We start from the raw sequence: 24557 nt of genomic DNA, 5'->3' as shown, positions 1-24557 counted from the left end.
CTCTTGCAGCAGGCGGTTCTGTCGGTCGCGGATCAGGTCCTGGTCACCGGGGTTGAAGGCCGGGCCGGGCAGTGGGGCGGCAGAGGCGATGTTCAGCGAGCTGGCCAGGAGCACGCCAGGCAAGGTGCGGCACAACCTCATCCCGAGGGTGGAGAGAGACATATTCGATCCTTCGAAACGGCAGCCAGAGGCAAAAGTGGGGCGCGATATTAATGTGCCACTATTCTGGCGTCAAATAAGCCAAGGGATCGCCGAACAATGGCCAGATCTCCCAGAAGCCGCGACCTAAAGCGGTCGCTGATGGCAGGTCCTCATGGCCATCATCCGCATCGGAAAAATCCGGCTTTAAATAAGTATTTTCACGCCCCTGCCGTACCCACTTCCTCGGCACTCGTTGCATCCAACTGAACTAACCCTGGCCTCCTCCCGTCAACCGCCTGACAGCCCGAATCCGACCCGCGAGGTCCCTGCAATGAAAACCCTGAGCATTCTTACTGTTGCCAGTACCCTGCTGTTCAGCCTGTCCGCCTGGGCCTGTACCCCGGACGAAGCCACTGCCAAGCGCGAGCAACTGGCCCAGGCCGTGAGCAAGATCACCGAGCAGAACCCGGCCAAGGCCAAGGAGATCAACGACGAGTTGCAGAGGATGAAACTCAGCACTTCCAGCAAGGACCAGCCGGATGACTGCCAGTTGATCGATCAGCGGCTCAAGGAACTGGCCACCGCCGAGAAGCAGGCCGATAGCTGAGAACCACGCCGAAGAAAGCCCGGCGCAGATCCGCGCGTGGTTGTGCCCGCTGCGGGATATGAGCCCCGTGGGGCGGTGTGTTCAGAATGCTGGAATGCGGCGCCGGCCATACAGCGGGGCCCGTTGAACAACACCGGGACCTCGCGCCTCCTGGTCTGAAGGCCATCTAAAGGCCAATCAGCCCCCGCGGTCCTCGATCAAAGCGGCCGCTCAAGGGCCTCCCCTGGGTCTCGAAAAAAACCAAACCCCATGTCGCCTTCCATCATCAGGCACATGAACCATGACTGATCCGTCGCCAGGACATAGTGATGCTGGGGAATGGAGAACAGGCATTCGCTGATCTCCAACAAGGATTCAAGATCGTCCGAGACTGCAATGTCAGTGCAACCATCTCCCACGTAGACCGCGTCTCCGATCAAGCGAAACTCATCCACCCTGCGCTGGAAAAACGCCCTGCAGGCCTCTGTCCTGCTGTGCCGATCCTCACTCACCTCAGTCACCCGGAACGGCATCTTCTGCCAATCGGGCCGCAGGCTTCTGATGGGGAACCTGGCTTTCATCAAGCCGAAGTAATGATCGACATCCAGGGAGACCCTGAGTTGTCCGGCCGCGATAGGTTCTGCCAGGTCCTCACGCAACTGCTGGTCAAAATAATCACTCATGTCCTATCTCCAGGCATCCATCCGGCATCGGCTCCAGGCGCTGCCGACGACAGGAGCACGCCATAAAAAAGCCCGGACCAGGTCCGGGCTTTCTGCTCGCATCAGGCCAGGCGCTTATTCAGCCGCCGGCGCCTGTGGCTTGCGGCGCTTGAGCGGCGCCATGCCATCCTGGCTGACCAGGCTGTCGCTTTTCGGCCGGTTGGCGGTCTTGCGCTTGGTTGGCGCCTTGGCCGCGGCCTTCTTCTTGTCGCCCTTGGCGTCGGTCTTTTTCTTCTTCACCCCAACGGCCTTGCCGGAGGCCTTGACCTTCTTCGGCCCGCTGTAGGTGCCTTTGACTTCCTTGATGGTGCGGCGCTCGAAGCTCTGCTTGAGATAGCGCTCGATGCTCGACATCAGGTTCCAGTCGCCATGGCAGATCAGCGAGATGGCCAGGCCATCGTTGCCGGCGCGGCCAGTACGGCCGATGCGGTGCACGTATTCATCGCCACTGCGCGGCATGTCGAAGTTGATCACCAGGTCCAGGCCCTCGACGTCCAGGCCGCGAGCGGCGACGTCGGTGGCCACCAGGATCTTCACCCCGCCCTGCTTCAGGCGGTCGATGGCCAGCTTGCGGTCCTTCTGGTCCTTTTCACCGTGCAGCACGAACGCCTTGTAGTCCTGGGCTACCAGGCGGCCGTAGATGCGATCGGCCATGGCCCGGGTGTTGGTGAAGACGATGGCCTTCTGGTAGGTCTCATTGGCCAGCAGCCAGTTGACGATCTGCTCTTTGTGCTGGTTGTGGTCGGCGGTGATGATCTGCTGACGGGTGGTGTCGTTGAGTTGGCTGACCGCGTTCAGTTGCAGGTGCTCAGGGTTGTTCAGCACCTTGGCGACCATCTCGCGCAGGCCGGAGCCGCCGGTGGTGGCGGAGAACAGCATGGTCTGCTGGCGGTTCGGGCATTCGTCCACCAGGCGCTGCACATCTTCGGCAAAGCCCATGTCGAGCATGCGGTCGGCTTCATCGAGCACCAGCACTTCGACTTCCTTGAGGTCGAGGTTGCCGGCGTTGAGCTGCTCCAGCAGGCGGCCGGGGGTGCCGATGAGGATGTCCGGCACCTTGCGCAGCATCGCGGCCTGGACCTTGAAGTCTTCACCGCCGGTGATCAGGCCGGACTTGATGAAGGTGAACTGGGAAAAACGCTCGACTTCCTTCAGGGTCTGCTGGGCCAATTCGCGGGTCGGCAGCAGAATCAGCGCCTTGATGCTGACCCGGATCTTCGCCGGGCCGATCAGGCGATTGAGAATCGGCAGGACGAAAGCCGCGGTCTTGCCGCTGCCGGTCTGTGCCGTCACCCGCAGGTCACGCCCTTGCAGCGCGAGCGGAATAGCCGCGGCCTGCACCGGCGTCGGCTCGACAAATTTAAGCTCGGCCACGGCTTTGAGCAGGCGTTCGTGCAGGGCGAATTGGGAAAACACGGGTGCTACCTCGAAGATATGCAAAAAAACAGCTGCATAGGGTAACGGTTTCGAGCGCCAAGGCCGAGTTTCTTTGTGCAAACGGTCGCAAAGAGTTGGTTTTTTGTTAGCCGATTTGTCCTTGAACGTAACTTTGCCGGGGTTAAATGCTCTAATCCCTCCCTTGTGCCATACAGAAGAATCGATTTAGCCCATGGATTTCAAACAGCTCTGGCTCAATACCCAGGATCTCTGGGGAGCCCTCGATCAACACCCTCTCCTGCATGCCGGCATCGGTCTGACCCTGCTGCTGGTGGTCGCCCTGGTACTCGGCCGGGTGGCACGCTATGTCATCCTCCACGCCATCAGGCTGCTGGGCCGCCAGCCGGCGCTGCACTGGCTCAATGACCTGCGCCACAACAAGGTGTTCCATCGCCTGGCGCAGATGACCCCGTCCCTGGTGATCCAGTTCGGCCTGCACCTGGTGCCCGAGCTGAGCAAGACCAGTCAGGTGTTCCTCGGCAACCTGGCCATGGCCTTCACCATCCTGTTTCAGCTCCTGGCCCTGAGCGCCCTGCTCAATGCCCTGCTGGACATCTATGCGCGCACCGAACACGCCCGCACCCGCTCGATCAAGGGCTATGTGCAGTTGGCGAAGATGGTGCTGTACGTGTTCGGCGCGATCATCATCGTCGCCACCCTGATCGACCGCTCGCCGCTGTTGCTGCTGTCGGGCCTGGGCGCCATGTCGGCGGTGATCCTGTTGGTCTACAAGGACACCCTGCTGTCCTTCGTCGCCAGCGTACAACTGACCAGCAACGACATGTTGCGGGTCGGCGACTGGATCGAGATGCCCCAAGTGGGCGCCGACGGCGACGTGGTGGACATCACCCTGCATACGGTCAAGGTGCAGAACTTCGACAAGACCATCGTCTCCATCCCCACCTGGCGCCTGATGAGCGAGTCGTTCAAGAACTGGCGCGGCATGCAGCAGTCCGGTGGCCGGCGGATCAAGCGCAGCCTGTACATCGACGCCAGCGGCGTGCGTTTCCTGCATGACGATGAAGAGCTGCGGCTGAGCAAGGTGCGCCTGCTCACCGACTACATCGGGCGCAAGCAGGCCGAGCTGAAAAGCTGGAACGAGGCCCAGGGCAATGTCGCGGCGCTGTCGGCCAACCGCCGGCGCATGACCAATATCGGCACTTTCCGCGCCTACGCCCTGGCGTACCTGAAGAGCCACCCGGAGATCCAGCCGAACATGACCTGCATGGTGCGCCAGATGCAGACCACGGCCCAGGGCATTCCGCTGGAAATCTACTGCTTCACCAAGACCACGGCGTGGGTGGACTACGAACGGATCCAGGGGGATATCTTCGACTACCTGCTGGCGGTGATGCCGGAGTTCGGCCTGAACCTGTACCAGCAACCCAGCGGTACCGACCTGCGGGCCGGTTTGCTACCGGCGGTGCTCGGCGCCAGCCATGTACCCCAGATCGAAAAACAGGCGCTGTAACCTCGTAGGAGCAGGCTTGCCAGCGAAGGCGTCAGCCCGTCAGGTGCAAGACTTGCGGGCCTCTTCGCCGGCAAGCCGGCTCCTACAGATCAGCTAAGGCGTCGGGGGCCCTTCAGGCACACTCTCGCCGGCAAGCCGCTCTGGCCCACCGTAGGAGCTGGCTTGCCAGCGAAGGCGTCGGCCCGTCAGGTGCAAGGCTTGCGGGCCTCTTCGCCGGCAAGCCGGCTCCTACAGATCAGCTAAGGCGTCGGGGGCCCGTCAGGTGCAGGGCTTGCGGGCCCTTCGACGGCAAGCCGCTCTGGACCACCGTAGGAGCTGGCTTGCCAGCGAAGGCGTAGGCACGTCAGGCGCAGGGCTTGCGGGCCTCTTCGCCGGCAAGCCGGCTCCTATAGGTCAGCGAAGGCGTCGGCAATCGGTCAGGTTGTCAGGCGGGGCGCCGCGCCGCGGCGGCTGATCCAGACCGCTGCGAGGATCACCAGACCACCCAGCATCAGCCGGCCCAGTTCCTCGTGCCGGTTCCAGATCAGCAGGTTGATCAGCAGCCCCACCGGCACGTGCAGGTTGTTCATCACGGCCAGGGTCGCCCCGGTCACCAGGCACGCGCCCTTGTTCCACCAGTACATGCCCAGGGCCGTGGACACCAGGCCAAGGAACAGCAGCACCGCCCATTGCAGCGGCGCATCAGGCAGGTAATGGGCCTTGCCGAACAGCAGGAACGCCGGCAACACCACCAGCAGCGCCCCCAGGTAGAAGTAGCCGAAACGCCGGTAATGCGGCTCGTCGCTGGGGTGGCGCGCCACCAGGTGCTTGTACAGCACTTGCCCGGTGGCATAGGTGAAGTTGGCCAGTTGCAGCAGCAAAAAACCCATGAAGAAGTCCGGGTTGATGCTGTCGTAGCGGATCACCACTGCTCCGGCCACTGCCACCAGCGCCGCCAGCAGGCCCCAGGGATTGAAACGCCGGTTCAGGGCGTCTTCGATCAGGGTCACGTGCAACGGCGTGAGGATGGTGAACAGCAGCACTTCCGGTACCGTCAGCACCCTGAAGCTCAGGTACAGGCAGACGTAGGTGATGCCGAACTGCAGGGCACCGATCAGCAGCATGCCACGCATGAAGGCCGGCTCCACCCGGCGCCAGCGGGTCAGTGGAATGAACACCAGCCCCGCCAGCAGTACCCGCACCAGTACCGCAAAGTAACTGTCGACATGACCGGCCAGGTATTCGCCGATCAGGCTGAAAGAAAACGCCTGGATCAGGGTGACAAAAAGTAGATAGCCCATGTTCGCCTCATCTTGGATGGCGGCGACGATAACGGTTTTGCTCCGGCAGATAAAATCCCGGGCAAAAAAAAGCCCGATCTCGCTAGGCGTGCAATCGGGCGTCGGCACTGAAGGAGCAACCAGTGCAAAGGGAGGTCCGATGCGCGAACCGGCTTGAAGGGGATGCGCAGGCACTACTTGAACACCGGGGGATTATCTGTGGATTAACGGCGCTGATCGGTTATCGGTGAATCGGCGCCATCGCTCCGGCAAATCACTGCAAGCCGGTTTTCAGGCCACCTGGGCCAACTTGGCATTGGCCTGGTTCAGGCCTTTCTCGTGGAAGTCGCCACCCAGATTGAGGCCCTCGGCGTGAATGAACTCGACATCGTGGATGCCGATGAAACCCATCACCTGGCGCAGGTAGGGTTCCTGGTGATCCGCGGTGCTACCGGCGTAGATGCCGCCACGGGCCGTCAGTACATAGGCGCGCTTGCCGGTGAGCAGGCCCTGGGGACCGGTCTCGGTGTACTTGAAGGTCACGCCGGCACGCAGGACGTGGTCGAGCCAGGCCTTCAGGGTGCTGGGGATGGCGAAGTTGTACATCGGCGCGGCCATCACCAGGATGTCGGCGGCCAGCAACTCTTCGGTCAGTTCATTGGAGCGTTGCAGGGAATCCTGTTCGGCGGCGTTGCGCTGTTCGGCGGGCTTCATCCAGCCGCCCAGCAGGTTGGCGTCCAGGTGCGGCACCGGGTTGCGGGCCAGGTCACGCACGCTGATCGAATCACCAGGGTGAGCGGCCTGCCATTGCTGGATGAAGGTCTGGGTCAACTGGCGGGAAACGGAATCCTGCTGACGGGCACTGCTTTCAATGATCAGAACGCGGGACATGGGCTGAAGCCTCCATCGGGGTATGCGTAAGTCGATGGGGCGCAGATTAAACAGAGTGATATCGATGAAAAAGCGCAAATAACTGCTATAACCAATCAATAAATTCGTTTATAAGCACAGCCAGTCCCGGCGTGATACGCCAGGCCGGCCCTGCTTCGATCATTTGGCCTGGCAGTTCAGGTCCATGCGCAGCTTGATGATCTTGCGGTTGAACTTGGCGGTAACGTTCTTGCTCTTGCCCGCGGCGACTTCCACCTTGCGGGTGCGCGGTGCCTCGGGACCGTTGCGAAACACCACCGAGCACAGGGCATCGACCTTGCCGAAGTTGTTCAACTGGATGGAGCCGATGTCCTCATCGGTGTCGTAGGCGGTGTAGTCGATGCTCAGGCCGTTCAACTGCTTCTCGACATCGATCGGATAGGCCCAGGCACTCAGGGGCAGCAGAGCCAGCAACACACAACAGAATTTTCTCATTCGGCAGTCTCCAGTAAGGAGCGCCAGCTTAGGACAAGAGGAGCCCCTCATGAAAGCGCCCCGCGTGACCCTGGATCAATGGCGCACCCTGCAGGCCGTGGTCGACCACGGCGGCTTCGCCCAGGCCGCTGAGGCCCTGCACCGTTCGCAATCCTCGGTCAGCTACACCGTCGCGCGCATGCAGGACCAACTCGGCGTGCCGCTGCTGCGCATCGACGGCCGCAAGGCGGTGCTCACCGAGGCCGGCGGCGTGCTGCTGCGCCGCTCCCGGCAACTGGTCAAGCAGGCCAGCCAGTTGGAAGACCTGGCCCACCATATGGAACAGGGCTGGGAGGCCGAAGTACGCCTGGTGGTGGACGCCGCCTACCCCAACGCGCGCCTGGTCCGCGCCCTGACCGCCTTCATGCCGCAAAGCCGTGGCTGCCGCGTGCGTCTGCGCGAAGAAGTGCTGTCCGGGGTCGAGGAAGTGCTGCTCGAAGGCGTCGCCGACCTGGCCATCAGCGGTTTCAACATTCCCGGTTACCTGGGCACCGAGATGAGCTCGGTGGAGTTCGTCGCCGTGGCCCACCCGGAACACGCCCTGCACCGCCTGCAGCGGGAACTGCACTTCCAGGACCTGGAAAGCCATCTGCAAGTGGTGATCCGCGACTCCGGCCGCCAGCAGCCACGGGATGTGGGCTGGCTCGGCGCCGAACAGCGCTGGACCGTGGGCAGCCTGGCCACCGCCGCAAGCTTCGTCAGCAGCGGCCTGGGTTTTGCCTGGTTGCCCCGGCACCTGATCGAGCGCGAGCTGCGCGAAGGCCTGCTCAAGGTCCTGCCCCTGGACCAGGGCGGCAGCCGCCATCCAACCTTCTTTCTCTATTCCAACAAGGACAAACCCCTGGGCCCGGCCACGCAGATCCTCGTGGAGCTGCTGCGCACCTTCGACACCGCGCCCCTGGACGCGCCCTTTGCCGCCCCCGAGCAAGCCTGATCCATCACCCACCAGAACAGGAGTTCTGTCATGGCGTATTTCGAGCATGAAGGTTGCACCCTGCACTACGAGGAATATGGCCGGGGCGAACCCCTGCTGCTGGTTCATGGCCTGGGCTCCAGCGCCCAGGACTGGGAAAAACAGATCCCCGATCTGGCGGCCCGCTACCGCCTGATCATCCCCGACGTGCGCGGCCACGGGCGCTCCGACAAACCCCGGGAGCGCTACAGCATCAAGGGCTTCACCGCCGACCTGGTGGCGCTGATCGAGCACCTGAACCTGGGCCCCGCGCATTATGTCGGGCTGTCCATGGGCGGGATGATCGGCTTCCAGCTGGCGGTGGACCAGCCGCAATTGCTCAAGAGCCTGTGTATCGTCAACAGCGCCCCGGAGGTCAAGGTGCGCAGCGCCAACGACTACTGGCAGTGGTTCAAGCGCTGGAGCCTGGCCCGGGTGCTGAGCCTGGCCACCATCGGCAAGGCCTTGGGCGCCCGCCTGTTTCCCAAGCCGGAGCAAGCCGAACTGCGGCAGAAGATGGCCGAACGCTGGGCAAAAAACGACAAACGTGCTTATCTCGCCAGCTTCGACGCCATCGTCGGCTGGGGGGTCCAGGAACGTCTGGGCCGGATCACCTGTCCAACCCTGGTCGTCAGCGCCGACCGCGACTACACCCCGGTGGCGGTCAAGGAGGCTTATGTCAGACTGCTGCCGGATGCACGGCTGGTGGTGATCGAGGATTCCCGACACGCCACGCCGCTGGACCAGCCGCAGCGCTTCAACCAAACCCTGCTCGAATTCATAACCACAGTCGACACCACCACCCAGGATCACTGACCCATGCTGAAAAAAATCGCCCTCGTCGCCGGCTCCGTACTCTTCGCCGCCAACCTGATGGCCGCACAGCCGGCCAAGGCACCTCACGTCCTGCTGGACACCAGCTTCGGCAAGATCGAAGTGGAACTGGACCCGGTCAAGGCACCGATCTCCAGCAAGAACTTCCTCGACTACGTCGACAGCGGCTTCTACAGCAACACCATCTTCCACCGGGTGATCCCGGGGTTCATGGTCCAGGGCGGTGGCTTCACCGCGCAGATGGTGCAGAAGGACACCCGCGACCCGATCAAGAACGAAGCCTCCAACGGCCTGCATAACGTGCGTGGCACCCTGTCCATGGCCCGCACCTCCAACCCCAACTCGGCCACCAGCCAGTTCTTCATCAACGTCGCCGACAACGCCTTCCTCGACCCGGGCCGCGATGCCGGCTACGCGGTGTTCGCCAAGGTGGTGAGCGGCATGGACGTGGTGGACCAGATCGTCAACTCCCAGACCACCACCAAGCAAGGCATGCAGAACGTGCCGATCGACCCGGTGCTGATCAAGTCGGCCAAGCGCATCGACTGAATCCAGCCGCCTGTCCCGACGGCGGCGCCCTACCCGGCGCCCCGTCCGCTTTCTGAACAGGAGAGCCCGTACCACGGGCTGCAGCCCCCATGCTCTATCGTCGTTTTGAACAACTGATCGACATCTTCCGCGACGCACCCAGCGCCACCCCGCCCAATCGGGTCCTGCCCTTCTACTTCCACTACATCAAGCAAGTCTGGCCAAGCTTCGTCTTCCTGCTGGTGGTCGGCCTGTTCGTGGCCCTGATCGAGGTCTCGCTGTTCAGTTACCTGAGCACCATCATCGACCTGGCCCAGGGCACGCCCAGCGCCCAGGTGTTCAGCGACCATGGCCTGGAACTGGCCTGGATGGCCGTGGTGGCGCTGCTGTTCCGCCCGCTGATGGTGGGCCTGCACGACCTGCTGATGCACCAGACCATCAACCCCGGCATGACCAGCCTGATCCGCTGGCAGAACCACAGCTACGTGCTGCGCCAGAGCCTGAACTTCTTCCAGAACGACTTCGCCGGGCGCATCGCCCAGCGCATCATGCAGACCGGCTACTCGCTGCAGGACTCCTCGGTGCAGGTGATCGATGCCCTGTGGCACGTGACCATCTACGCCATCGGCTCCCTGGTGCTGTTCGCCGATGCCGACTGGCGCCTGATGATCCCCTTGCTGCTGTGGATCGCCGGTTTCATCGGTGCCATGCGCTTCTTCGTGCCGCGCATCCAGAAGCGCTCGGTGGACGCCTCCGACGCCCGCTCCAAGCTCATGGGCCGGATCGTCGACGGCTACACCAACATCACCACCCTCAAGCTCTTCGCCCACACCCACTTCGAGCAGAGCTACGCCCGCGAGGCGATCGCCGAGCAGACCGAGAAGAGCCAACTGGCGGGCCGCGTGGTCACCGCCATGGACGTGACCATCACCAGCCTCAACGGCCTGCTGATCGTCAGCACCACGGGCCTGGCCCTGTGGCTGTGGAGCCAGTCGCTGATCAGCGCCGGGGCCATCGCCCTGGCCACCGGCCTGGTGATCCGCATCGTCAACATGTCCGGCTGGATCATGTGGGTGATCAACGGCATCTTCGAAAACATCGGCATGGTCGAGGACGGCCTGAAGACCATCGCCCAGCCGCTGCAGCTCACCGACCGCGCGCAGGCACCGAAGCTGGCGGTGGCCGAGGGTGGCGTGCGCTTCGAGCACGTGGAGTTTCACTACGGCAAGGCCAGCAAGGTCATCAGCGACCTCAACCTGGACATTCGCCCCGGAGAAAAGATCGGCCTGATCGGCCCGTCCGGCGCCGGCAAGTCGACCCTGGTCAACCTGCTGCTGCGCCTGTATGACCTGCAGGGCGGGCGGATCCTGATCGATGGCCAGGACATCGCCGAAGTGACCCAGGAAAGCCTGCGCGAACGCATCGGCATGATCACCCAGGACACTTCGCTGCTGCACCGTTCGATCCGCGACAACCTGCTCTACGGTCGCCCTGATGCCACTGACGAAGAGCTCTGGGAAGCGGTGCGCAAGGCCCGGGCCGACGAGTTCATCCCACAGCTTTCCGACGCCGAGGGCCGCACCGGCTTCGACGCCCATGTCGGCGAGCGCGGGGTCAAGCTGTCCGGCGGCCAGCGCCAGCGCATCGCTATCGCCCGGGTGCTGCTCAAGGACGCGCCGATCCTGATCATGGACGAGGCCACCTCGGCCCTGGACTCGGAAGTCGAGGCGGCGATCCAGGAAAGCCTGGAGACCCTGATGCAGGGCAAGACCGTGATCGCCATTGCCCACCGCCTCTCGACCATCGCCCGCATGGACCGCCTGGTGGTCCTGGAACAGGGGCGCATCGCCGAGAGCGGCACCCACGCCGAACTGCTGGCTCATGGCGGGCTGTACGCACGCCTGTGGCAGCACCAGACCGGAGGCTTCGTCGGCATCGACTGAGCCTCTGCAGCCGCTGCACCAAGCGCCAGAGCCCCCGGTTTCAGGGGGCCCTGGCGTTTTTCATGGGCGAGTGGAATTGCGCCAAAAGCCTGCTGTACTGACCCTAGGTTCCGGAGCGGAACCTGTAGTTAACCTGCGGGATGCATAACAGTTGTATCGCGTTGATAGGTTGACCTATCAAGGACTCCTCCATGTCTTTGTTCAAACGTTCCATGACTGAACTGCTCGGCACCTTCTGGCTGGTCCTGGGCGGCTGCGGCAGCGCCGTGCTCGCGGCGGCCTTTCCCAATGTCGGCATCGGCCTGCTGGGCGTCGCCCTGGCCTTCGGCCTGACGGTGCTGACCATGGCCTTCGCCATCGGCCATATCTCCGGTTGCCACTTGAACCCCGCCGTGTCCGTAGGGCTGGTGGTGGGCGGACGCTTTCCGGCCAGGGAACTGCCGGCCTATATCGTCGCCCAGGTGATCGGCGCAGTGATCGCCGCGGCGTTGCTGTACTTCATCGCCAGTGGCAAGCCCGGCTTCGAACTGGCCTCGGGGCTGGCTGCCAACGGCTATGGCGAGCACTCCCCCGGCGGCTACTCGATGGCCGCGGGGTTTGTCTGCGAGCTGGTGATGACCTTGATGTTCGTGGTGATCATTCTCGGCGCCACCGACAAACGCGCCCCGGCGGGGCTGGCACCGATCGCCATCGGCCTGGCGCTGACCCTGATCCACCTGATCTCGATCCCGGTGACCAACACCTCAGTCAACCCGGCCCGCAGTACCGGGCCGGCGCTGATCGTCGGTGGCTGGGCCTTGCAGCAGCTGTGGATGTTCTGGCTGGCGCCAATCCTCGGCGCGGTGATCGGCGGCGTGGTCTACCGCTGGCTGGGCAAGGAAGACAGCTGAGGCAACGAGGCGAGGGTCACGCCTGCCGATAGGGCAAGGCGTCCCTCGCTTCTTGCGCATAGGCGCGAATCCCAGCCTGTTCCTGTTGCAGGAAATCCTTCACCGCGGCCTTCAGGCCGGGGTGACGCAGGTAGTGCCAGGAGCGGGTCAGCACCGGCTCGAAACCGCGGATCAACTTGTGCTCGCCCTGGGCTCCAGCGTCGAAGCGTTGCAGCCCATTGGCGATCGCGTACTCCATGCCCTGGTAGAAACAGGTCTCGAAATGCAGGCGATCGAACTCCGCCAGGCAGCCCCAGTAGCGCCCATAGAAGCTGTCGCCCCCCACCAGGCTGAAGGCCATGGCCACCGGGCGTGTGCCCTGCTTGGCCAGGACCACGCGAATCGCTTCGGGCATGCGCTCGGCCAGCAGGCTGAAAAACGCGCGGGTCAGGTAGGGTGACTGGCGCCGCACCGCGTAGGTGTTGGCGTAGCAGGCGTAGACGAAATCCCACTGCGCCTGGTCCAGCTCATGGCCTTCGAGCCACTGGAAGTCGATCCCCTGCCCCGCCACCTGCTCGCGTTCCTTGCGCATCTGCTTGCGCTTGCGCGAACTCAGGGCATCGAGGAAATCCTGGAAGTCCCGATAGCCGCGGTTCTGCCAGTGGAACTGACAACCCAGGCGCTGCAGCCAGCCGGGTTGCTGCTCCAGGGCCAGATCGCTGAAGTCATCGGTGAAGTTGATATGGGCACTGGAAAGCCCTTCGATCTCCAGGTAGCCGGGCAGGCTCTTCAACAGTTCCAGGGCGTCCGCCTGGGTTGCCGCCAGCACCCGGGCACCGCTCACTGGACTGAAGGGCACCGCCGTCAGCAGTTTGGGGTAGTAGTCGATCCCGGCCCGCTCGCAGGCGTCGGCCCAGCCATGGTCGAACACGTATTCACCATAGGAGTGCCACTTGCGGTAGCTCGGCAGTGCCGCCAGCAGGCGCCCGTCTTCGACATGCAGCAGGTGCTCGGCCTGCCAGCCGGAGCGTGGGCCGAGGCTGCCGCTGTCTTCCAGGGCACTGAGAAAGGCGTGGCGCACAAAGGGTTGGCCGTCCTTGAGCAAAGCGTCCCAATGCGTGGGATCGACGGCAGACAGGCTGTTCAAGGATTGCAGCGGCATCGGGGTCCCCGGGATTCAGATCGAACAACTCGGGGAGTATCCTCCATCGCCGGGCTCACCGAAACTGCCAGCACCGCCCAGGGCCATCAACGCCCCAGATGCTCCGCCAGGAAATCGATGAACACCCGGGACTTGCGTGGCAGATGCGCGGTGTTGGGAAACAGCACATGCACCGGCTGCGCGGCCAGCCGGTACTCCGGCAGCACCCGCACCAGGCGGCCGTTGCCCAGGTCGTCGAGGATCATCCATTCCGGCAGCACCGCCAGCCCCAGGCCGGCCAGGGCCATGGCACGAATCGCCGTGGCCGAGTTCGATTCGTGCCCGGGTTCGACCGGCACCTGCACCTCCCCCCGGCGCGGGTGGCTCAGCGTCCAGCTCGGCGGTCCGGCAAGATTGCTGTTGCAGATCCACGGCCATGCCCCCAGGTCCTCGGGCTGCAGCGGCGGGCGCTCGGCGAACAGCCCCGGGCTGGCCACCAGGGCAATGGCATAGTCCGCCAGCTTGCGCCCCTTGAACCCCGAATCGGCCAGGTGCCCGAGGCGGATCACCAGGTCGAGCTTTTCCGCCACCAGGTCGTTCAACGACGAATTGAAGTGATAGCTCAGGCGCACTTCGGGGTAACGCGCGGTGAACAGCGGCAGGATCGGCAGAACGAAGGTCTCGGCGTATTCCGCGGTGGAACTGATGCGCAACTTGCCCGAGACCCGATTGCGACCGTGCAGCACATTGTCAAAGGCACTGTCGATATGGGCGACAATCCCCTTGAACTGGTCATAGAGCTCCCGGCCGCTGTCGGTGAGCGCCACATGCCGCGTGGTGCGGATCAGCAAGGTGGTCGCCAAGGCCTGCTCCAGGGCCTTGATATGCAGGCTGGCCATGGCCTTGCTGATGCCCAGGTACTGGGCCGCACGGGTGTAGGAAGCAAAGTCCACCACCGCGAGGAAGGTCTGCACCCGATGCAACTGGCCGTGAAAGGTCTGGCTCACTGTCAAATCCTGTTAAACAATGCGTCAAGTATAGGCGCCTCGACAGCCCCGCCCCAAGCTCCCTAAGCTGCGCGGGAAAAACGGAGGCGACATGACCTACAGATACAAAGTGGCGGTGGTATTCCTCCTCGGTTTCTTCATTGATTGCGTGAACATCTTCATGTCCGCGGTGGCCCTGCCCAGCATCGCCAGCCAGCTGCAGGTGTCCAGCGCCAGCGTGGCCTGGGTCGCCAATGCCTACATCCTCGGCCTGACCCTGGCGATTCCCGTCAGCACCTGGCTGGCGGCACGCTTGGGCAACCGGCAACTGCTCTGCGCCTCGATGCTGCTGTTCAGTGCCGCAGCGCTGCTGTGCGGGCTGGCCGAGAGTTTCCTGTTCCTGGTGTCCTGGCGACTGCTCCAGGGCATGGCCGGGGGCCTGTTGATTCCCCTCGGGCAGGCACTGACCTTCAACCTGTTCCAGGGCAGGCAACGGGCGCGGATCTCGACCCTGGTCATGGTGGTGGCCCTGCTGGCCCCGGCACTCTCGCCGACCCTGGGCGGAGCGATTGTCGACCAAAGTTCCTGGCGCTGGGTGTTCCTCGCCAGCCTGCCACTGTCGTTGCTGGCGGCGGGATTGTCCTGGTGCTGGATCAACAGCGATCCCGGCCCGGTACCGGCTCGCCCCGACCTGCGCGGCCTGCTGCTGGTCAGCGCCGCCCTGGGCAGCCTGCTGCTGGGCCTGTCGCTGTACGGCAGCGGCTACCCGGCGTACCAGGCGCTTCTGGGCCTCGGCGCGGGCCTGCTGTTTGCCGAGGGCTACCGGCGTCACTGCCGCCGCTGCCCGGTCCCCATCATCGATCTGCACTTGCTGAAGAATCCGCGCCTGGGCCTGTCGGTGACCATCTACTACGCGATTCCGGGGATCTTCACCGGAGTCAACCTGCTGAGCCTGTTCTTCCTCCAGGACCAGTTGCACCTGAGCGCACAGCACAGCGGGATGTTCATGCTGCTGTATGCCGCCGGCGCCTTGCTGGCGATGCTGGCCTGCGGCCGCTGGTACAACCGCGCAGGCGCCGCGCGCCTGTTCGCCATTGCCCTGGTGCTGCACAGCGTCGGCATCGCCACGTTGTGCGCGGTCGACTCGGCCTCCGACCAGCCCCTGATGATGCTCGCCTACCTGCTGATGGGGCTGGGCGGAGGTGCAGGTGCCAACACCGCGCAGACCACCGCACTGCTGGACTTCGACGGCGCCGACACGCACAAGGCCAGCGTGATCTGGAACATCAACCGGCAAATGGCTTTCAGCCTGGGCGCTGCCTTGCTGCTGATGCTCTACAACCTGCTGCTCGGCTATCGAGGCGCCACCGGCGCCTATCACCTGAGCCTGTTGCTGGCCGCCGTGGCCGGCCTGCTGCCCCTGCTGACCCTGAACCGACTCCCACTACCCGAGGCCTCCCATGCCCCACTCGATCGTTGAACAAGCGCAATCCAGCGTGCACCGGATTCACCAACTGATTCACAGCGTCTTCACCGACCAGCAGGGGGACGGCGCAGCCAACCTCGACGCCTTGCTGGCGCTGTTAGCCGATGACTTCCAGATGGTCACCACTGGCGCTGCCCTGGTCGGCCGCGAACAGGTGCAACAGCTGTTTCGTGGTGGCCTGGGCCAGCGCCCGGGGCTGCAAATCACTGTCGGCGAGCTGCGCTGCGTGTGGCAGGAGGGCCAGAGCGCGGCGATCCGCTACAAGGAAACCCACCGCATGGGCCAGGTCGAAACCTCGCGCCTGTCCCTGGCGATCATCCGTGTGCAAGCCGATTCGGTGCAGTGGCTGTACCTGCATGAAACCGCCTGCCCCTGAAACGGGCCACGCAATTACCCGGACAAAAAAAACCCCGCCGGGGCGGGGTCAAAACGAGAGGAGCTATAACGGATGAGAAAGAGCTCTACCTGGGTGTCGCAACAGCTTTAGAACACGTACTGCACACGGGCTACGAGGGCATCGCCACTGTCGTCGCCGACGTTGTTGCTGATCTTGTCGGTGTTGACCTTGATGTAGTTGGCGGAAACCTTGATTGCTTCGTTGGCGTACCAGTTGACCCCGATGGTGTTCATGGTGGCCTTGGCATCGCCGACTTCACGGGTGGCGCTGGCGGTCACGACGTTCTTGTCATCGACCTTGATGTTGTCGTAGCGGTAGAACACTTCCCAGGCACCGTACTGCTTGTTCTCGGGCTTGATGGTGTCGAACTTGGCGCCGTCGAGTTTGTACACGCGGGACTCGCCGGTCAGGGTGTAGGCCAGTTGACCGTAGAAACCGGTGGCCTTGACGTCCTGGTAAGCCGCGCTGTCGGCCTTCATCTTGCGGGTCAGGTATTCGGCCTGGGCCGAGAACGGGCCGGTGGCGAAGGCGAATTCACCGCCGAACACCCGGTCGTTGTCGTAGGCACCGGCAGCCGTCAGGTTCGAGGCATTGAGGCCGGTGCCGCCGCCGAAGGTGGCACGGTTGCCGTTGGTGCCGGCATCGTTGCCGCCGTTGGTGGCGATGCCACGCACGCCCAGACGAGGACGGATCCGCGAATCGAAGGCAGTGTCGCTGAGGTCGCGGCTGGCGAAATCCAGGCCGAAGTGCAGGACGTTGCCGGTTTCATGCATCGGGGCGAACACCGCACGGGCGTTGAACTGCTTGACGCTGTCGCCGTCGCTGTCGTTGATGTCCTTGGCTGCCACGCTGCCGGACAGGTAAGCCATGTCGGCTACCACCGAGCTGACCTGCAGGCCCATACCGTTCTCGTGGGAGTTGACCCAGTCGGCCAGCTCGTAGGCGGCGTTGCGCTCCATGGAGGTGACCCACTTGGAGCTGGTGGCCTTCTCCAGACCGAAGTCTTCGTCGAAGCGGCCGGCACGGATGGTCACCGGCTTGAAGCCGACGTAGGAGATCGAAGCCTCGTCGAAGTAACCGTCATCGGCGGTGCCCGAGTTGTGGGAGAAGTCGTAGTTGATCTGGTATTTCCAATCCTTGTAGGCGGTGCCGCCCAATTCCAGATAGGCGCGGCGGAAGTAGGCGCCGTCGCCGCTGTCACCATTCTTGGTGTAGAACCCGTCGAAACGGCCATAGTCGGCTTGCAGACGACCGCCCAGCTTGAAGCTGAACGCTGAGTCGGTGGTAGCAACCTCAAGGCCGCCCTTGGTCTTGACTACGATATCGGCGCCGTCGGTGGTGACGGTGCCAGCGAAAGCCTGGGCGGTTACTGCCAGGGCCAGGGCGCTGGCGGCAAAACCGGCGAAGTGCTTACGGATCATCGAAGAGTTCCCCTAATTGGTGGTCTGTAGCGTTGGAAAACACGCGGGGTTGGCCCGCTGGTGTTGGGTGGGAATCTTGGCGATGGGTTATTTCAGCCGGGTTGCTGATAGATAAAGATTTGATTACAGGGGAACTTTTTTACTTCGAAATGAAATAAGGCAAAATGCTTGTACTAGAGCGCTCGCAGCGATATTCACGGGTGTTTGGACAAATCAGCGGGCACTGTCACCTTTGATCGGATGACAGTTTCATGGCAGGTCAGCCACTGGGACGGACAGGATCAGCGGGTGCCCTTGCAGCACCCGCAGCAGCAGATTCAGAGGTCGCGTTTTTTCTCGGCGGCCAAACGCTCGGCCAGTTCGTCAAGACCTTCCAGGGGCGGCTCGGGGAGCACCCGCAAGGTGGCTTGCAGCAGGCGCATCTGGCGGATGAAGCGCCGGCAGTTGGGGCAGAACAGCAAGTGATGACGTACCATCAAGCGTTCACGAAAGCTCAACTGGCCATCGAGATAATCACTGGATCGTGCCACTTGTTCCTTACAGGTCAGCATTGGCCGGTTTCCTCAAAATGCTCCACGGTGGCGAAGACTTTCAAGCGCGCCCGGTGCAACAGCACCCGGACATTGGAGAGCGTGAGCCCCAAAAGATTACAGATTTCTTCCAGCTCCAGGCCCTGGCGCTCACGCAGCAGCAACACGCTGCTTTGCAGCTCCGACAGGCTGAGCAGGGTGTGCTCCAGGCAGTCACGCAGCTCGGCTTCGGTCAGCAGGGCTTCGGGAGTGTCCTCGTGCCAGGCGAAGGGCGCCACCAGCCAGTGGCCGTCGCTGGAGGAGAAACGCTCATCACCAACGGTGCCGTGAGGCGAAGGCAGGTCATCGAGCAGGACTTCCCGGCGATTCTGCTTGTAGCGGCCCTTGGCCGCGTTGGCCGTGATGGTCAGCAGCCAGGTCTTGAGGCTGGAGCGCCCCTGGAAACCCGAGAGGTTGCGCACCACCGAGAGCCAGGCATCCTGCACCACTTCGTCGGCGTGGCGATTGCCGACAATGGCGTAGGCCACCGCGCGCATGGCGCTCTGGTAGCGCGTGACCAGTTCCTTGTAAGCCTTCTGTTCGCCCGCCAAAAGGCGCTCTAGCAGTTGCGTGTCATCAGCAGCGGCCATTCATGCCTCGTTCAATCATGCGGGTTTGAGTGGGGTGTGACGCGCCAATGCTCCCTCGCGCCACACTCCGCCTCAGCCTAGATCAACGTTTGCGCAGAAGAACGCTGCCGATCGAATAACCCGCGCCGAAGGAACTAAGCACCGCCAGGGCACCGCTGGACAGATCGTCCTGGTACTTGTGGAAGGCAATCACCGAGCCCGCCGAGCTGGTGTTGGCGTAGGTGTCGAGAATCACCGGGGCCTCTTCCACCGAGGCTTCGCGGCCCAGGAGCTTCTTGACGATCAGGTGGTTCATGCTGAGGTTGGCCTGGTGCAGCCAGAAGCGCTTCACGTCGCCGACGTTGAGCTGGTTCTCTTCCAGGTGCGCGGCGATCAGTTCCGCCACCATCGGGCACACGTCACGGAACACCTTGCGGCCTTCCTGGACGAACAGCTTGTCCGGCGCACCGATGCCCTCTTCCGCCGTGCGGTTGAGGAAGCCGAAGTTGTTGCGGATGTTGTTGGAGAACTGGGTCAGCAGCTTGGTGCTGACGATGTCGAACTGATGCTTGGAGGTGGCCAGGTCGGCGCGCTCGATGATCACCGCGGTGGCAGCGTCGCCGAAGATGAAGTGGCTGTCGCGGTCACGGAAGTTCAGGTGGCCGGTGCAGACTTCCGGGTTGACCATCAGGATCGCCCGGGCCTGGCCCAACTGCACGCTGTTGGCGGCGGCCTGGATGCCGAAGGTCGCCGAGGAGCAGGCCACGTTCATGTCGAAGCCGAAGCCCTGGATGCCCAGTGCGGCCTGGACTTCGATGGCGATGGCCGGGTAGGCGCGCTGCAGGTTGGAGCAGGCGACGATCACCCCGTCGATGTCAGCGGCGGTCTTGCCGGCCCGTTGCAAGGCCTGCTCGGCGGCAGCGACGGCCATCTGGCACAGCACCGACCATTCGTCGTTGGAGCGCTCCGGCAGGCGCGGGGCCATGCGTTGCGGGTCGAGGATGCCGTCCTTGTCCATCACGAAGCGGCTCTTGATGCCTGAGGCCTTCTCGATGAACGCAGCGTTGGATTCGGTCAGGGCCTGCACTTCGCCACGCTCGATGGCGGCGGCGTTGTCGCGGTTGAACTGGTGGACGTAAGTGTTGAAAGACTCCACCAGCTCTTCGTTGGAGATGCTGTTGGCCGGGGTAAACAGGCCGGTGCCGCTGATGACGACGTTATGCACGGTCGTTCCTCTAGTGTGTTGAGGCAGAAGGTATTGGCACCGCCGTGCCAAACCGTAAAGGAACTGCCCCGCTGGCGGGACAGTTCCTGGCTTCGCTTTATTCGGATCCGCCCGGGCTGCCTGCGCTGCAGAAAACCGGGGCCGGCATTTATGACGGCGGAGTTTGCCATAACCTCCGATATTTCGCCGCAATTGCAAGATCGACGGAGTTGACGTGTAGGAGCCGGCTTGCCGGCGAACCGGGCCTTGAGCCTTGCATTGCCCTTGGTGGCGCCTTCGCTGGCAAGCCAGCTCCTACGGGGGCGTACCGCGATATCTCTGTAGGAGCCGGCTTGCCGGCGAACCGGGCATTGAACCTTGCAGTGCCCTTGGTGGCGCCTTCGCTGGCAAGCCAGCTCCTACGGGGGCGGATCGCGATATCTCTGTAGGAGCCGGCTTGCCGGCGAACCGGGCCTTGAGCCTTGCATTGCCCTTGATGGCGCCTTCGCTGGCAAGCCAGCTCCTACGGAGGCGTATCGCGATATCTCTGTAGGAGCCGGCTTGCCGGCGAACCAGGCCTTGAGCCTTGCAGTGCCCTTGATGGCGCCTTCGCTGGCAAGCCAGCTCCTACGGGGGGTTGGCTCAGGCCTCGACCTGACTCCACTGCTTGCTCAGGCGCTTGTCGGAGATCGGCACCTTGGTCCCCAGCTGCTGGGCAAACAGCGACACCCGGTACTCCTCCAGCCACCAGCGGTACAGCTCCAACTGGGGATCGCGCTTGCCTTCCTGGGCATGCTTCTGGGCGCGGGCCTGGTACTGGTTCCAGAGGTTGCTCAGCTCGCTGCTCCAGACCCGGTCCTTCTGCACCTGGCTGCCAAGTTTCTCGAAACGCTGCTCTACCGCCTTGAGGTAACGGGGCACTTCCTTGAGCCACAAGGCCGGGGTTTCGCGGACGAAGCCCGGATACACCAGGTGGCTGAGCTGGGACTTGATGTCGTTGAGGGCCACGGCCTGAGCCAGGTCGATCTTGCCTTTGAAGCGTTTCTGCAGGCCGTGCCAGAGCTTGAGGATCTCCAGGGTCAGGCGTGCCAGGCGTTCGGCATGTTCGGTCCAAGCACCGCGCTTGCGCTCGGCCAGGGACGCCAGTCCGGCGCCGTCCCGGGGCAACGTGGCTTCGCCGTCGAGGATGCAAGTGTCGAGGCTGGCCAGGAGGATGTCCTCCACCAGCCCATCGACCCGGCCCAGCTCGCGGTACAGCAGGCCCAGTTCGGTGAGCCCAGGCAACTTGCCCCGCAGGAACTTGGCCGGCTCGGCCAGTTGCTGCAACAGCAGGCGCTGCAAGGCCCGGCGGTGCTGGAACTCGGCTTCGGCAGCGGTGGAGAAGCGCCCTTCCTTGACCGTCCCCGCCTCTTCCACCAGGGCCGGGTACACCGTCATCGACAGTCCGGCGATCTTCTGCTGGGTCTTCTCCGCCACTGCGGCGAACACCTTGGCTTCCACCGGCTGCTGGCTCTTGGCGGTCTGCGGCACCGCCAGGGCTGCCTGGCTGGCTTCGGCAAAGCGCGCGGTCAGCTCGGCCAGGTCGCGGCCTTCACCGAGGAACTTGCCTTGGGCGTCGACGATTTCCAGGTTCATCCGCAGGTGGCTTTCCACCTGTTGTTCGGCTTCGCTCCAGGCCTCGTCGCTGACCCGCGCACCGGTCATGCGCAGCAGCTCGCGCCCCAGGGCCTGGGGCAAGGAACCCTCGGCGAAGGTCATGCGCTGCAAGGCGGCCTTGACGAAGTCCGGCACCGGCACGAAGTTCTTGCGCAGGGCCTTGGGCAGGTTGCGCACCAGGGCAATGCACTTGGCCTCGAGCAGCCCCGGCACCAGCCATTCCAGGCGCTCGGCCGGCAGGGCCGGCAACAGCGGCGCCGGCACTCGCAGGGTCACGCCGTCACGGGGGTGGTTGGGTTCGAAGTGGTAACTCAGGGCCAGTTCCAGGTCACCGATGTGCAGGGTGTCCGGATACTGCTTGGCGGTGACCTCGCTGGCTTCGCGAGCCAGCACATCTTCCTCGCGCATGATCAGCAGTTGCGGATTCTTCTGGCTGTGCACCCGGTACCAGCTATCGAAGGTCGCGGTCTGGTGGATCTCCGCCGGCAGGCGCTCGTCGTAGAAGGCGAACAGGGTTTCCTCGTCCGCCAGGATGTCCCGGCGCCGGGCCTTGGCCTCCAGGGCGTCGAGCTGCTCCAGCAGTTGGGTATTGGCGCTCAGGCATTTGGCCTTGGACTGGATCTCGCCACGCACCAGGGCCTCGCGGATAAACAGCTCACGCGACACCACCGGGTCCACCGGGCCGTAATGCACCGGCCGCCGGCCGACCACGATCAGGCCGAACAAGGTGATCTGCTCGTAGGCCACCACCTGGCCGCGCTTCTTCTCCCAATGGGGTTCGAAGTGGTTCTTCTTGATCAGGTGCCCGGCCAGGGGCTCGATCCAGTCCGGTTCGATCTTGGCCACCATGCGCGCATAGAGCTTGGTGGTCTCCACCAGTTCGGCGGTCATCAACCATTGCGGGCGCTTCTTGCCCAGGCCCGAGGACGGGTGGATCCAGAAGCGTCGCTGGCGGGCACCGAGGTAGTCGCCGTCCTCGGTCTTCTGGCCGATCTGGCTCAGCAGCCCCACCAGCACCGCCTTGTGCAGTTTCGGGTAGTCCGCCGGCTCCTTGTTGAGGCTCAGCTGCATATCCCGGCAGATCAGGCTCAATTGGCGGTGGGAGTCACGCCACTCGCGCAGGCGCAGGTAGTTGAGGAAATTCTTCCGACACCAGTTGCGCAGCGGGCTCGCCGTCAGGGCCTGGCGCTGTTCTTCGAAGCCGCGCCACAGGTTGACCAGCCCGGCGAAATCCGAGTCCACGTCCTTCCACTGGGCGTGGGCCTGGTCAGCCGCTTGCTGACGCTCCGGCGGTCGCTCGCGAGGGTCCTGGATCGACATCGCACTGGCAACGATCAGCACTTCCTGGAGGCTGCCGAGCCTGGCCGCTTCCAGCAGCATGCGGCCCATGCGCGGGTCCACCGGCAGCCGCGCCAGTTGCCGGCCCAGTGGGGTCAGCTGGCTGTTGCGGTCGACCGCCGAAAGCTCCTGCAGCAGGTTGAAACCGTCGCTGATGGCCTTGCCATCCGGCGGCTCGATAAAGGGAAATGCGGTGATTTCACCCAGGCGCAGGTGCAGCATCTGCAGGATCACCGCCGCCAGGTTGGTACGCAGGATCTCCGGATCGGTGAACTCCGGCCGGCCGAGGAAATCTTCCTCGCTGTACAAGCGCACGCAGATCCCCGGCTCGACCCGGCCGCAACGACCCTTGCGCTGGTTGGCGCTGGCCTGGGAAATCGCCTCGATGGGCAGGCGCTGGACCTTGGCCCGGTAGCTGTAGCGGCTAATGCGCGCGGTGCCGCTGTCGATCACGTAGCGGATCCCCGGTACGGTCAGCGAGGTCTCGGCGACGTTGGTCGCCAGCACCACCCGGCGGCCGGGGTGCGACTGGAAGATCCGCTGCTGTTCCGCCGGCGACAGGCGCGCGTACAGCGGCAGGATCTCGGTGTGCTTGAGCTGGGCCTTGCGCAGCATCTCGGCGGCGTCGCGGATCTCCCGCTCCCCCGGCAGGAACACCAGCACATCCCCCGGACTGCGGCGCTCGCTGCGCTCATGGGCAGCGATCTCGTCCAGGGTGGCGAGGATCGCCTGGTCCACGGTCAAGTCGTCCTCGACCCGGTTGCCTTCTTCGTCCTGCTCCAGGGTCAGCGGGCGGTACCAGGTTTCCACCGGGAAGGTGCGCCCGGACACCTCGACGATCGGCGCATCGTCGAAGTGCTTGGAAAAACGCTCCAGATCGATGGTGGCCGAGGTGATGATGACCTTGAGATCAGGGCGCCGCGGCAGCAGGGTCTTCAGGTAGCCGAGGAGGAAGTCGATGTTCAGGCTGCGCTCGTGGGCCTCGTCGACGATGATCGTATCGTAGCGTTCCAGGTAGCGGTCGTTCTGGGTTTCCGCCAGCAGGATGCCGTCGGTCATCAGCTTGATCAGGGTGCTGGAATCGCTCTGGTCCTCGAAGCGCACCTGATAACCCACCAGGCTCCCCAGGGGCGTGGCCAGCTCTTCGGCGACCCGGCTGGCCACGCTGCGGGCAGCGATCCGCCGGGGCTGGGTATGACCGATCAGGCCGTGCTGGCCGCGACCGATTTCCAGGCAGATCTTCGGCAACTGGGTGGTCTTGCCCGAGCCGGTCTCGCCGGCAATGATCAGCACCTGATGCTTGAGCAGCGCTGCCTTGATTTCGTCGCGCTTGGCGGCGATCGGCAGGCTGTCGTCATAGCGAATCGGCGGCACGCTCTCGCGGCGCGCAGTGACCAGGTTGCAGGAAGCCTGCATCCGCTCCAGCCACTGGGCCAGCTTGGCCTCGTCGGGTTTCTTGCGCAGTTCGAGCAGTTGCCGGCGCAACCGGTGACGGTCGGCCAGCATGGCTTGATCGAGGTTTTTCAACAGCTGGTCAATTGCAGGCGATTCGGAAGTCATCAGGTACGCAAAAGTCGTCATATGTAGGCAGGGCGCGATTGTCGCAGAAAAGCGCAGACAATACGTAGGAGCCGGCTTGCCGGC

Annotated in this window: 21 protein-coding genes; 9 read left to right on the top strand and 12 right to left on the bottom strand. The window is 63.7% G+C overall.

From position 1 onward, the window contains the following. Nucleotides 1-472: 472 nt before the first annotated feature. Nucleotides 473-748 carry a hypothetical protein gene (locus tag U873_RS0109360; protein WP_025128002.1) on the top strand — a complete coding sequence of 92 codons (276 nt, stop codon included), beginning with the start codon at nt 473-475 and terminating at the stop codon, nt 746-748. Between the two features lie 197 nt (nt 749-945). Here the strand turns inward: U873_RS0109360 and U873_RS0109355 are convergent, their stop codons facing one another. Continuing rightward, entirely contained in the window at nt 946-1410 is a 465-nt protein-coding gene (locus tag U873_RS0109355) for a hypothetical protein (protein ID WP_025128001.1), read from the bottom strand. A 114-nt stretch (nt 1411-1524) separates the two neighbouring features. After that, nucleotides 1525-2865 (bottom strand): DEAD/DEAH box helicase, encoded by a 1341-nt coding sequence (locus U873_RS0109350; RefSeq protein WP_025128000.1) that lies wholly within the window; start codon nt 2863-2865, stop codon nt 1525-1527. Between the two features lie 193 nt (nt 2866-3058). Between U873_RS0109350 and U873_RS0109345 the strand changes: the two genes are divergently transcribed. Next, nucleotides 3059-4357, top strand: a complete 1299-nt coding sequence (locus U873_RS0109345; protein WP_025127999.1) for a mechanosensitive ion channel family protein — start codon at nt 3059-3061, stop codon at nt 4355-4357. A 416-nt stretch (nt 4358-4773) separates the two neighbouring features. Here U873_RS0109345 and U873_RS0109340 read toward each other — a convergent pair whose 3' ends face one another. From U873_RS0109340 to U873_RS0109330, 3 genes are all read right to left on the bottom strand, one after another. Then, nucleotides 4774-5637, bottom strand: a complete 864-nt coding sequence (locus tag U873_RS0109340; RefSeq protein ID WP_025127998.1) for a carboxylate/amino acid/amine transporter — start codon at nt 5635-5637, stop codon at nt 4774-4776. Nucleotides 5638-5907: 270 nt separating this feature from the next. Continuing rightward, a complete protein-coding gene (locus U873_RS0109335; protein WP_025127997.1) occupies nt 5908-6507 on the bottom strand; it encodes an FMN-dependent NADH-azoreductase in 600 nt (199 codons plus the stop codon). A gap of 159 nt (nt 6508-6666) precedes the next feature. Beyond that, nucleotides 6667-6981 (bottom strand): hypothetical protein, encoded by a 315-nt coding sequence (locus U873_RS0109330; RefSeq protein WP_025127996.1) that lies wholly within the window; start codon nt 6979-6981, stop codon nt 6667-6669. A gap of 49 nt (nt 6982-7030) precedes the next feature. Between U873_RS0109330 and U873_RS0109325 the strand changes: the two genes are divergently transcribed. From U873_RS0109325 to aqpZ, 5 genes are all read left to right on the top strand, one after another. Then, nucleotides 7031-7954 carry a LysR family transcriptional regulator gene (locus U873_RS0109325; protein WP_025127995.1) on the top strand — a complete coding sequence of 308 codons (924 nt, stop codon included), beginning with the start codon at nt 7031-7033 and terminating at the stop codon, nt 7952-7954. A gap of 30 nt (nt 7955-7984) precedes the next feature. Further along, nucleotides 7985-8788: an alpha/beta fold hydrolase gene (locus U873_RS0109320; protein WP_025127994.1), complete on the top strand. Its 804-nt coding sequence runs from the start codon at nt 7985-7987 to the stop codon at nt 8786-8788. A gap of 3 nt (nt 8789-8791) precedes the next feature. Further along, nucleotides 8792-9355: a peptidylprolyl isomerase gene (locus U873_RS0109315; RefSeq protein ID WP_025127993.1), complete on the top strand. Its 564-nt coding sequence runs from the start codon at nt 8792-8794 to the stop codon at nt 9353-9355. 89 nt (nt 9356-9444) lie between these two features. Next, on the top strand, nt 9445-11277 hold the full coding sequence (locus U873_RS0109310) for an ABC transporter ATP-binding protein (protein ID WP_025127992.1): 1833 nt from the start codon (nt 9445-9447) through the stop codon (nt 11275-11277). Between the two features lie 191 nt (nt 11278-11468). Then, nucleotides 11469-12167 (top strand): aquaporin Z, encoded by a 699-nt coding sequence (gene aqpZ / locus U873_RS0109305; protein WP_025127991.1) that lies wholly within the window; start codon nt 11469-11471, stop codon nt 12165-12167. A gap of 16 nt (nt 12168-12183) precedes the next feature. Here the strand turns inward: aqpZ and U873_RS0109300 are convergent, their stop codons facing one another. Continuing rightward, entirely contained in the window at nt 12184-13308 is a 1125-nt protein-coding gene (locus tag U873_RS0109300; RefSeq protein ID WP_025127990.1) for a GNAT family N-acetyltransferase, read from the bottom strand. Nucleotides 13309-13394: 86 nt separating this feature from the next. Further along, nucleotides 13395-14300, bottom strand: a complete 906-nt coding sequence (locus tag U873_RS0109295) for a LysR family transcriptional regulator (RefSeq protein WP_025127989.1) — start codon at nt 14298-14300, stop codon at nt 13395-13397. Nucleotides 14301-14385: 85 nt separating this feature from the next. Here U873_RS0109295 and U873_RS0109290 point away from each other — a divergent pair, with 85 nt between their 5' ends. After that, on the top strand, nt 14386-15753 hold the full coding sequence (locus U873_RS0109290; protein WP_025127988.1) for an MFS transporter: 1368 nt from the start codon (nt 14386-14388) through the stop codon (nt 15751-15753). Next, entirely contained in the window at nt 15734-16135 is a 402-nt protein-coding gene (locus U873_RS0109285; protein WP_025127987.1) for a nuclear transport factor 2 family protein, read from the top strand. Before U873_RS0109290 ends, U873_RS0109285 begins: the two co-directional genes overlap by 20 nt. 107 nt (nt 16136-16242) lie before the next feature. On the opposite strand, the gene U873_RS0109280 is transcribed toward U873_RS0109285, so the two are convergent. The 5 genes from U873_RS0109280 to hrpA form a co-directional block, all read right to left on the bottom strand. Then, nucleotides 16243-17577 carry an OprO/OprP family phosphate-selective porin gene (locus U873_RS0109280; protein ID WP_025127986.1) on the bottom strand — a complete coding sequence of 445 codons (1335 nt, stop codon included), beginning with the start codon at nt 17575-17577 and terminating at the stop codon, nt 16243-16245. A gap of 317 nt (nt 17578-17894) precedes the next feature. Then, a complete protein-coding gene (locus tag U873_RS0109275; protein ID WP_025127985.1) occupies nt 17895-18128 on the bottom strand; it encodes an anti-sigma factor in 234 nt (77 codons plus the stop codon). Further along, complete coding sequence (locus U873_RS0109270) at nt 18122-18736, bottom strand: RNA polymerase sigma factor (protein WP_025127984.1); 615 nt, start codon at nt 18734-18736, stop codon at nt 18122-18124. Before U873_RS0109270 ends, U873_RS0109275 begins: the two co-directional genes overlap by 7 nt. An 82-nt stretch (nt 18737-18818) precedes the next feature. Next, nucleotides 18819-19940: a beta-ketoacyl-ACP synthase III gene (locus U873_RS0109265; protein WP_025127983.1), complete on the bottom strand. Its 1122-nt coding sequence runs from the start codon at nt 19938-19940 to the stop codon at nt 18819-18821. Between the two features lie 621 nt (nt 19941-20561). Then, a complete protein-coding gene (gene hrpA, locus U873_RS0109260) occupies nt 20562-24473 on the bottom strand; it encodes an ATP-dependent RNA helicase HrpA (RefSeq protein WP_025127982.1) in 3912 nt (1303 codons plus the stop codon). Nucleotides 24474-24557: the final 84 nt, after the last annotated feature.

The organism is Pseudomonas sp. PH1b (genome assembly GCF_000633395.1).
Classification (GTDB): domain Bacteria; phylum Pseudomonadota; class Gammaproteobacteria; order Pseudomonadales; family Pseudomonadaceae; genus Aquipseudomonas.
Note: the sequence above shows the minus strand (reverse complement) of the source record. Positions and strands in the feature narration are given on the sequence as shown.

Bases quoted from the DNA above. Each gene is read 5' to 3' on its own strand.
- U873_RS0109330 (WP_025127996.1), bottom strand. From the start codon at position 6,981: ATGAGAAAATTCTGTTGTGTGTTGCTGGCTCTGCTGCCCCTGAGTGCC.
- U873_RS0109355 (WP_025128001.1), bottom strand. From the start codon at position 1,410: ATGAGTGATTATTTTGACCAGCAGTTGCGTGAGGACCTGGCAGAACCT.
- U873_RS0109320 (WP_025127994.1), top strand. From the start codon at position 7,985: ATGGCGTATTTCGAGCATGAAGGTTGCACCCTGCACTACGAGGAATAT.
- U873_RS0109310 (WP_025127992.1), top strand. From the start codon at position 9,445: ATGCTCTATCGTCGTTTTGAACAACTGATCGACATCTTCCGCGACGCA.
- U873_RS0109285 (WP_025127987.1), top strand. From the start codon at position 15,734: ATGCCCCACTCGATCGTTGAACAAGCGCAATCCAGCGTGCACCGGATT.
- U873_RS0109340 (WP_025127998.1), bottom strand. From the start codon at position 5,637: ATGGGCTATCTACTTTTTGTCACCCTGATCCAGGCGTTTTCTTTCAGC.
- U873_RS0109300 (WP_025127990.1), bottom strand. From the start codon at position 13,308: ATGCCGCTGCAATCCTTGAACAGCCTGTCTGCCGTCGATCCCACGCAT.
- U873_RS0109360 (WP_025128002.1), top strand. From the start codon at position 473: ATGAAAACCCTGAGCATTCTTACTGTTGCCAGTACCCTGCTGTTCAGC.
- U873_RS0109315 (WP_025127993.1), top strand. From the start codon at position 8,792: ATGCTGAAAAAAATCGCCCTCGTCGCCGGCTCCGTACTCTTCGCCGCC.
- U873_RS0109270 (WP_025127984.1), bottom strand. From the start codon at position 18,736: ATGGCCGCTGCTGATGACACGCAACTGCTAGAGCGCCTTTTGGCGGGC.
- U873_RS0109335 (WP_025127997.1), bottom strand. From the start codon at position 6,507: ATGTCCCGCGTTCTGATCATTGAAAGCAGTGCCCGTCAGCAGGATTCC.
- hrpA (WP_025127982.1), bottom strand. From the start codon at position 24,473: ATGACTTCCGAATCGCCTGCAATTGACCAGCTGTTGAAAAACCTCGAT.
- U873_RS0109280 (WP_025127986.1), bottom strand. From the start codon at position 17,577: ATGATCCGTAAGCACTTCGCCGGTTTTGCCGCCAGCGCCCTGGCCCTG.
- U873_RS0109275 (WP_025127985.1), bottom strand. From the start codon at position 18,128: ATGCTGACCTGTAAGGAACAAGTGGCACGATCCAGTGATTATCTCGAT.
- U873_RS0109290 (WP_025127988.1), top strand. From the start codon at position 14,386: ATGACCTACAGATACAAAGTGGCGGTGGTATTCCTCCTCGGTTTCTTC.
- aqpZ (WP_025127991.1), top strand. From the start codon at position 11,469: ATGTCTTTGTTCAAACGTTCCATGACTGAACTGCTCGGCACCTTCTGG.
- U873_RS0109325 (WP_025127995.1), top strand. From the start codon at position 7,031: ATGAAAGCGCCCCGCGTGACCCTGGATCAATGGCGCACCCTGCAGGCC.
- U873_RS0109345 (WP_025127999.1), top strand. From the start codon at position 3,059: ATGGATTTCAAACAGCTCTGGCTCAATACCCAGGATCTCTGGGGAGCC.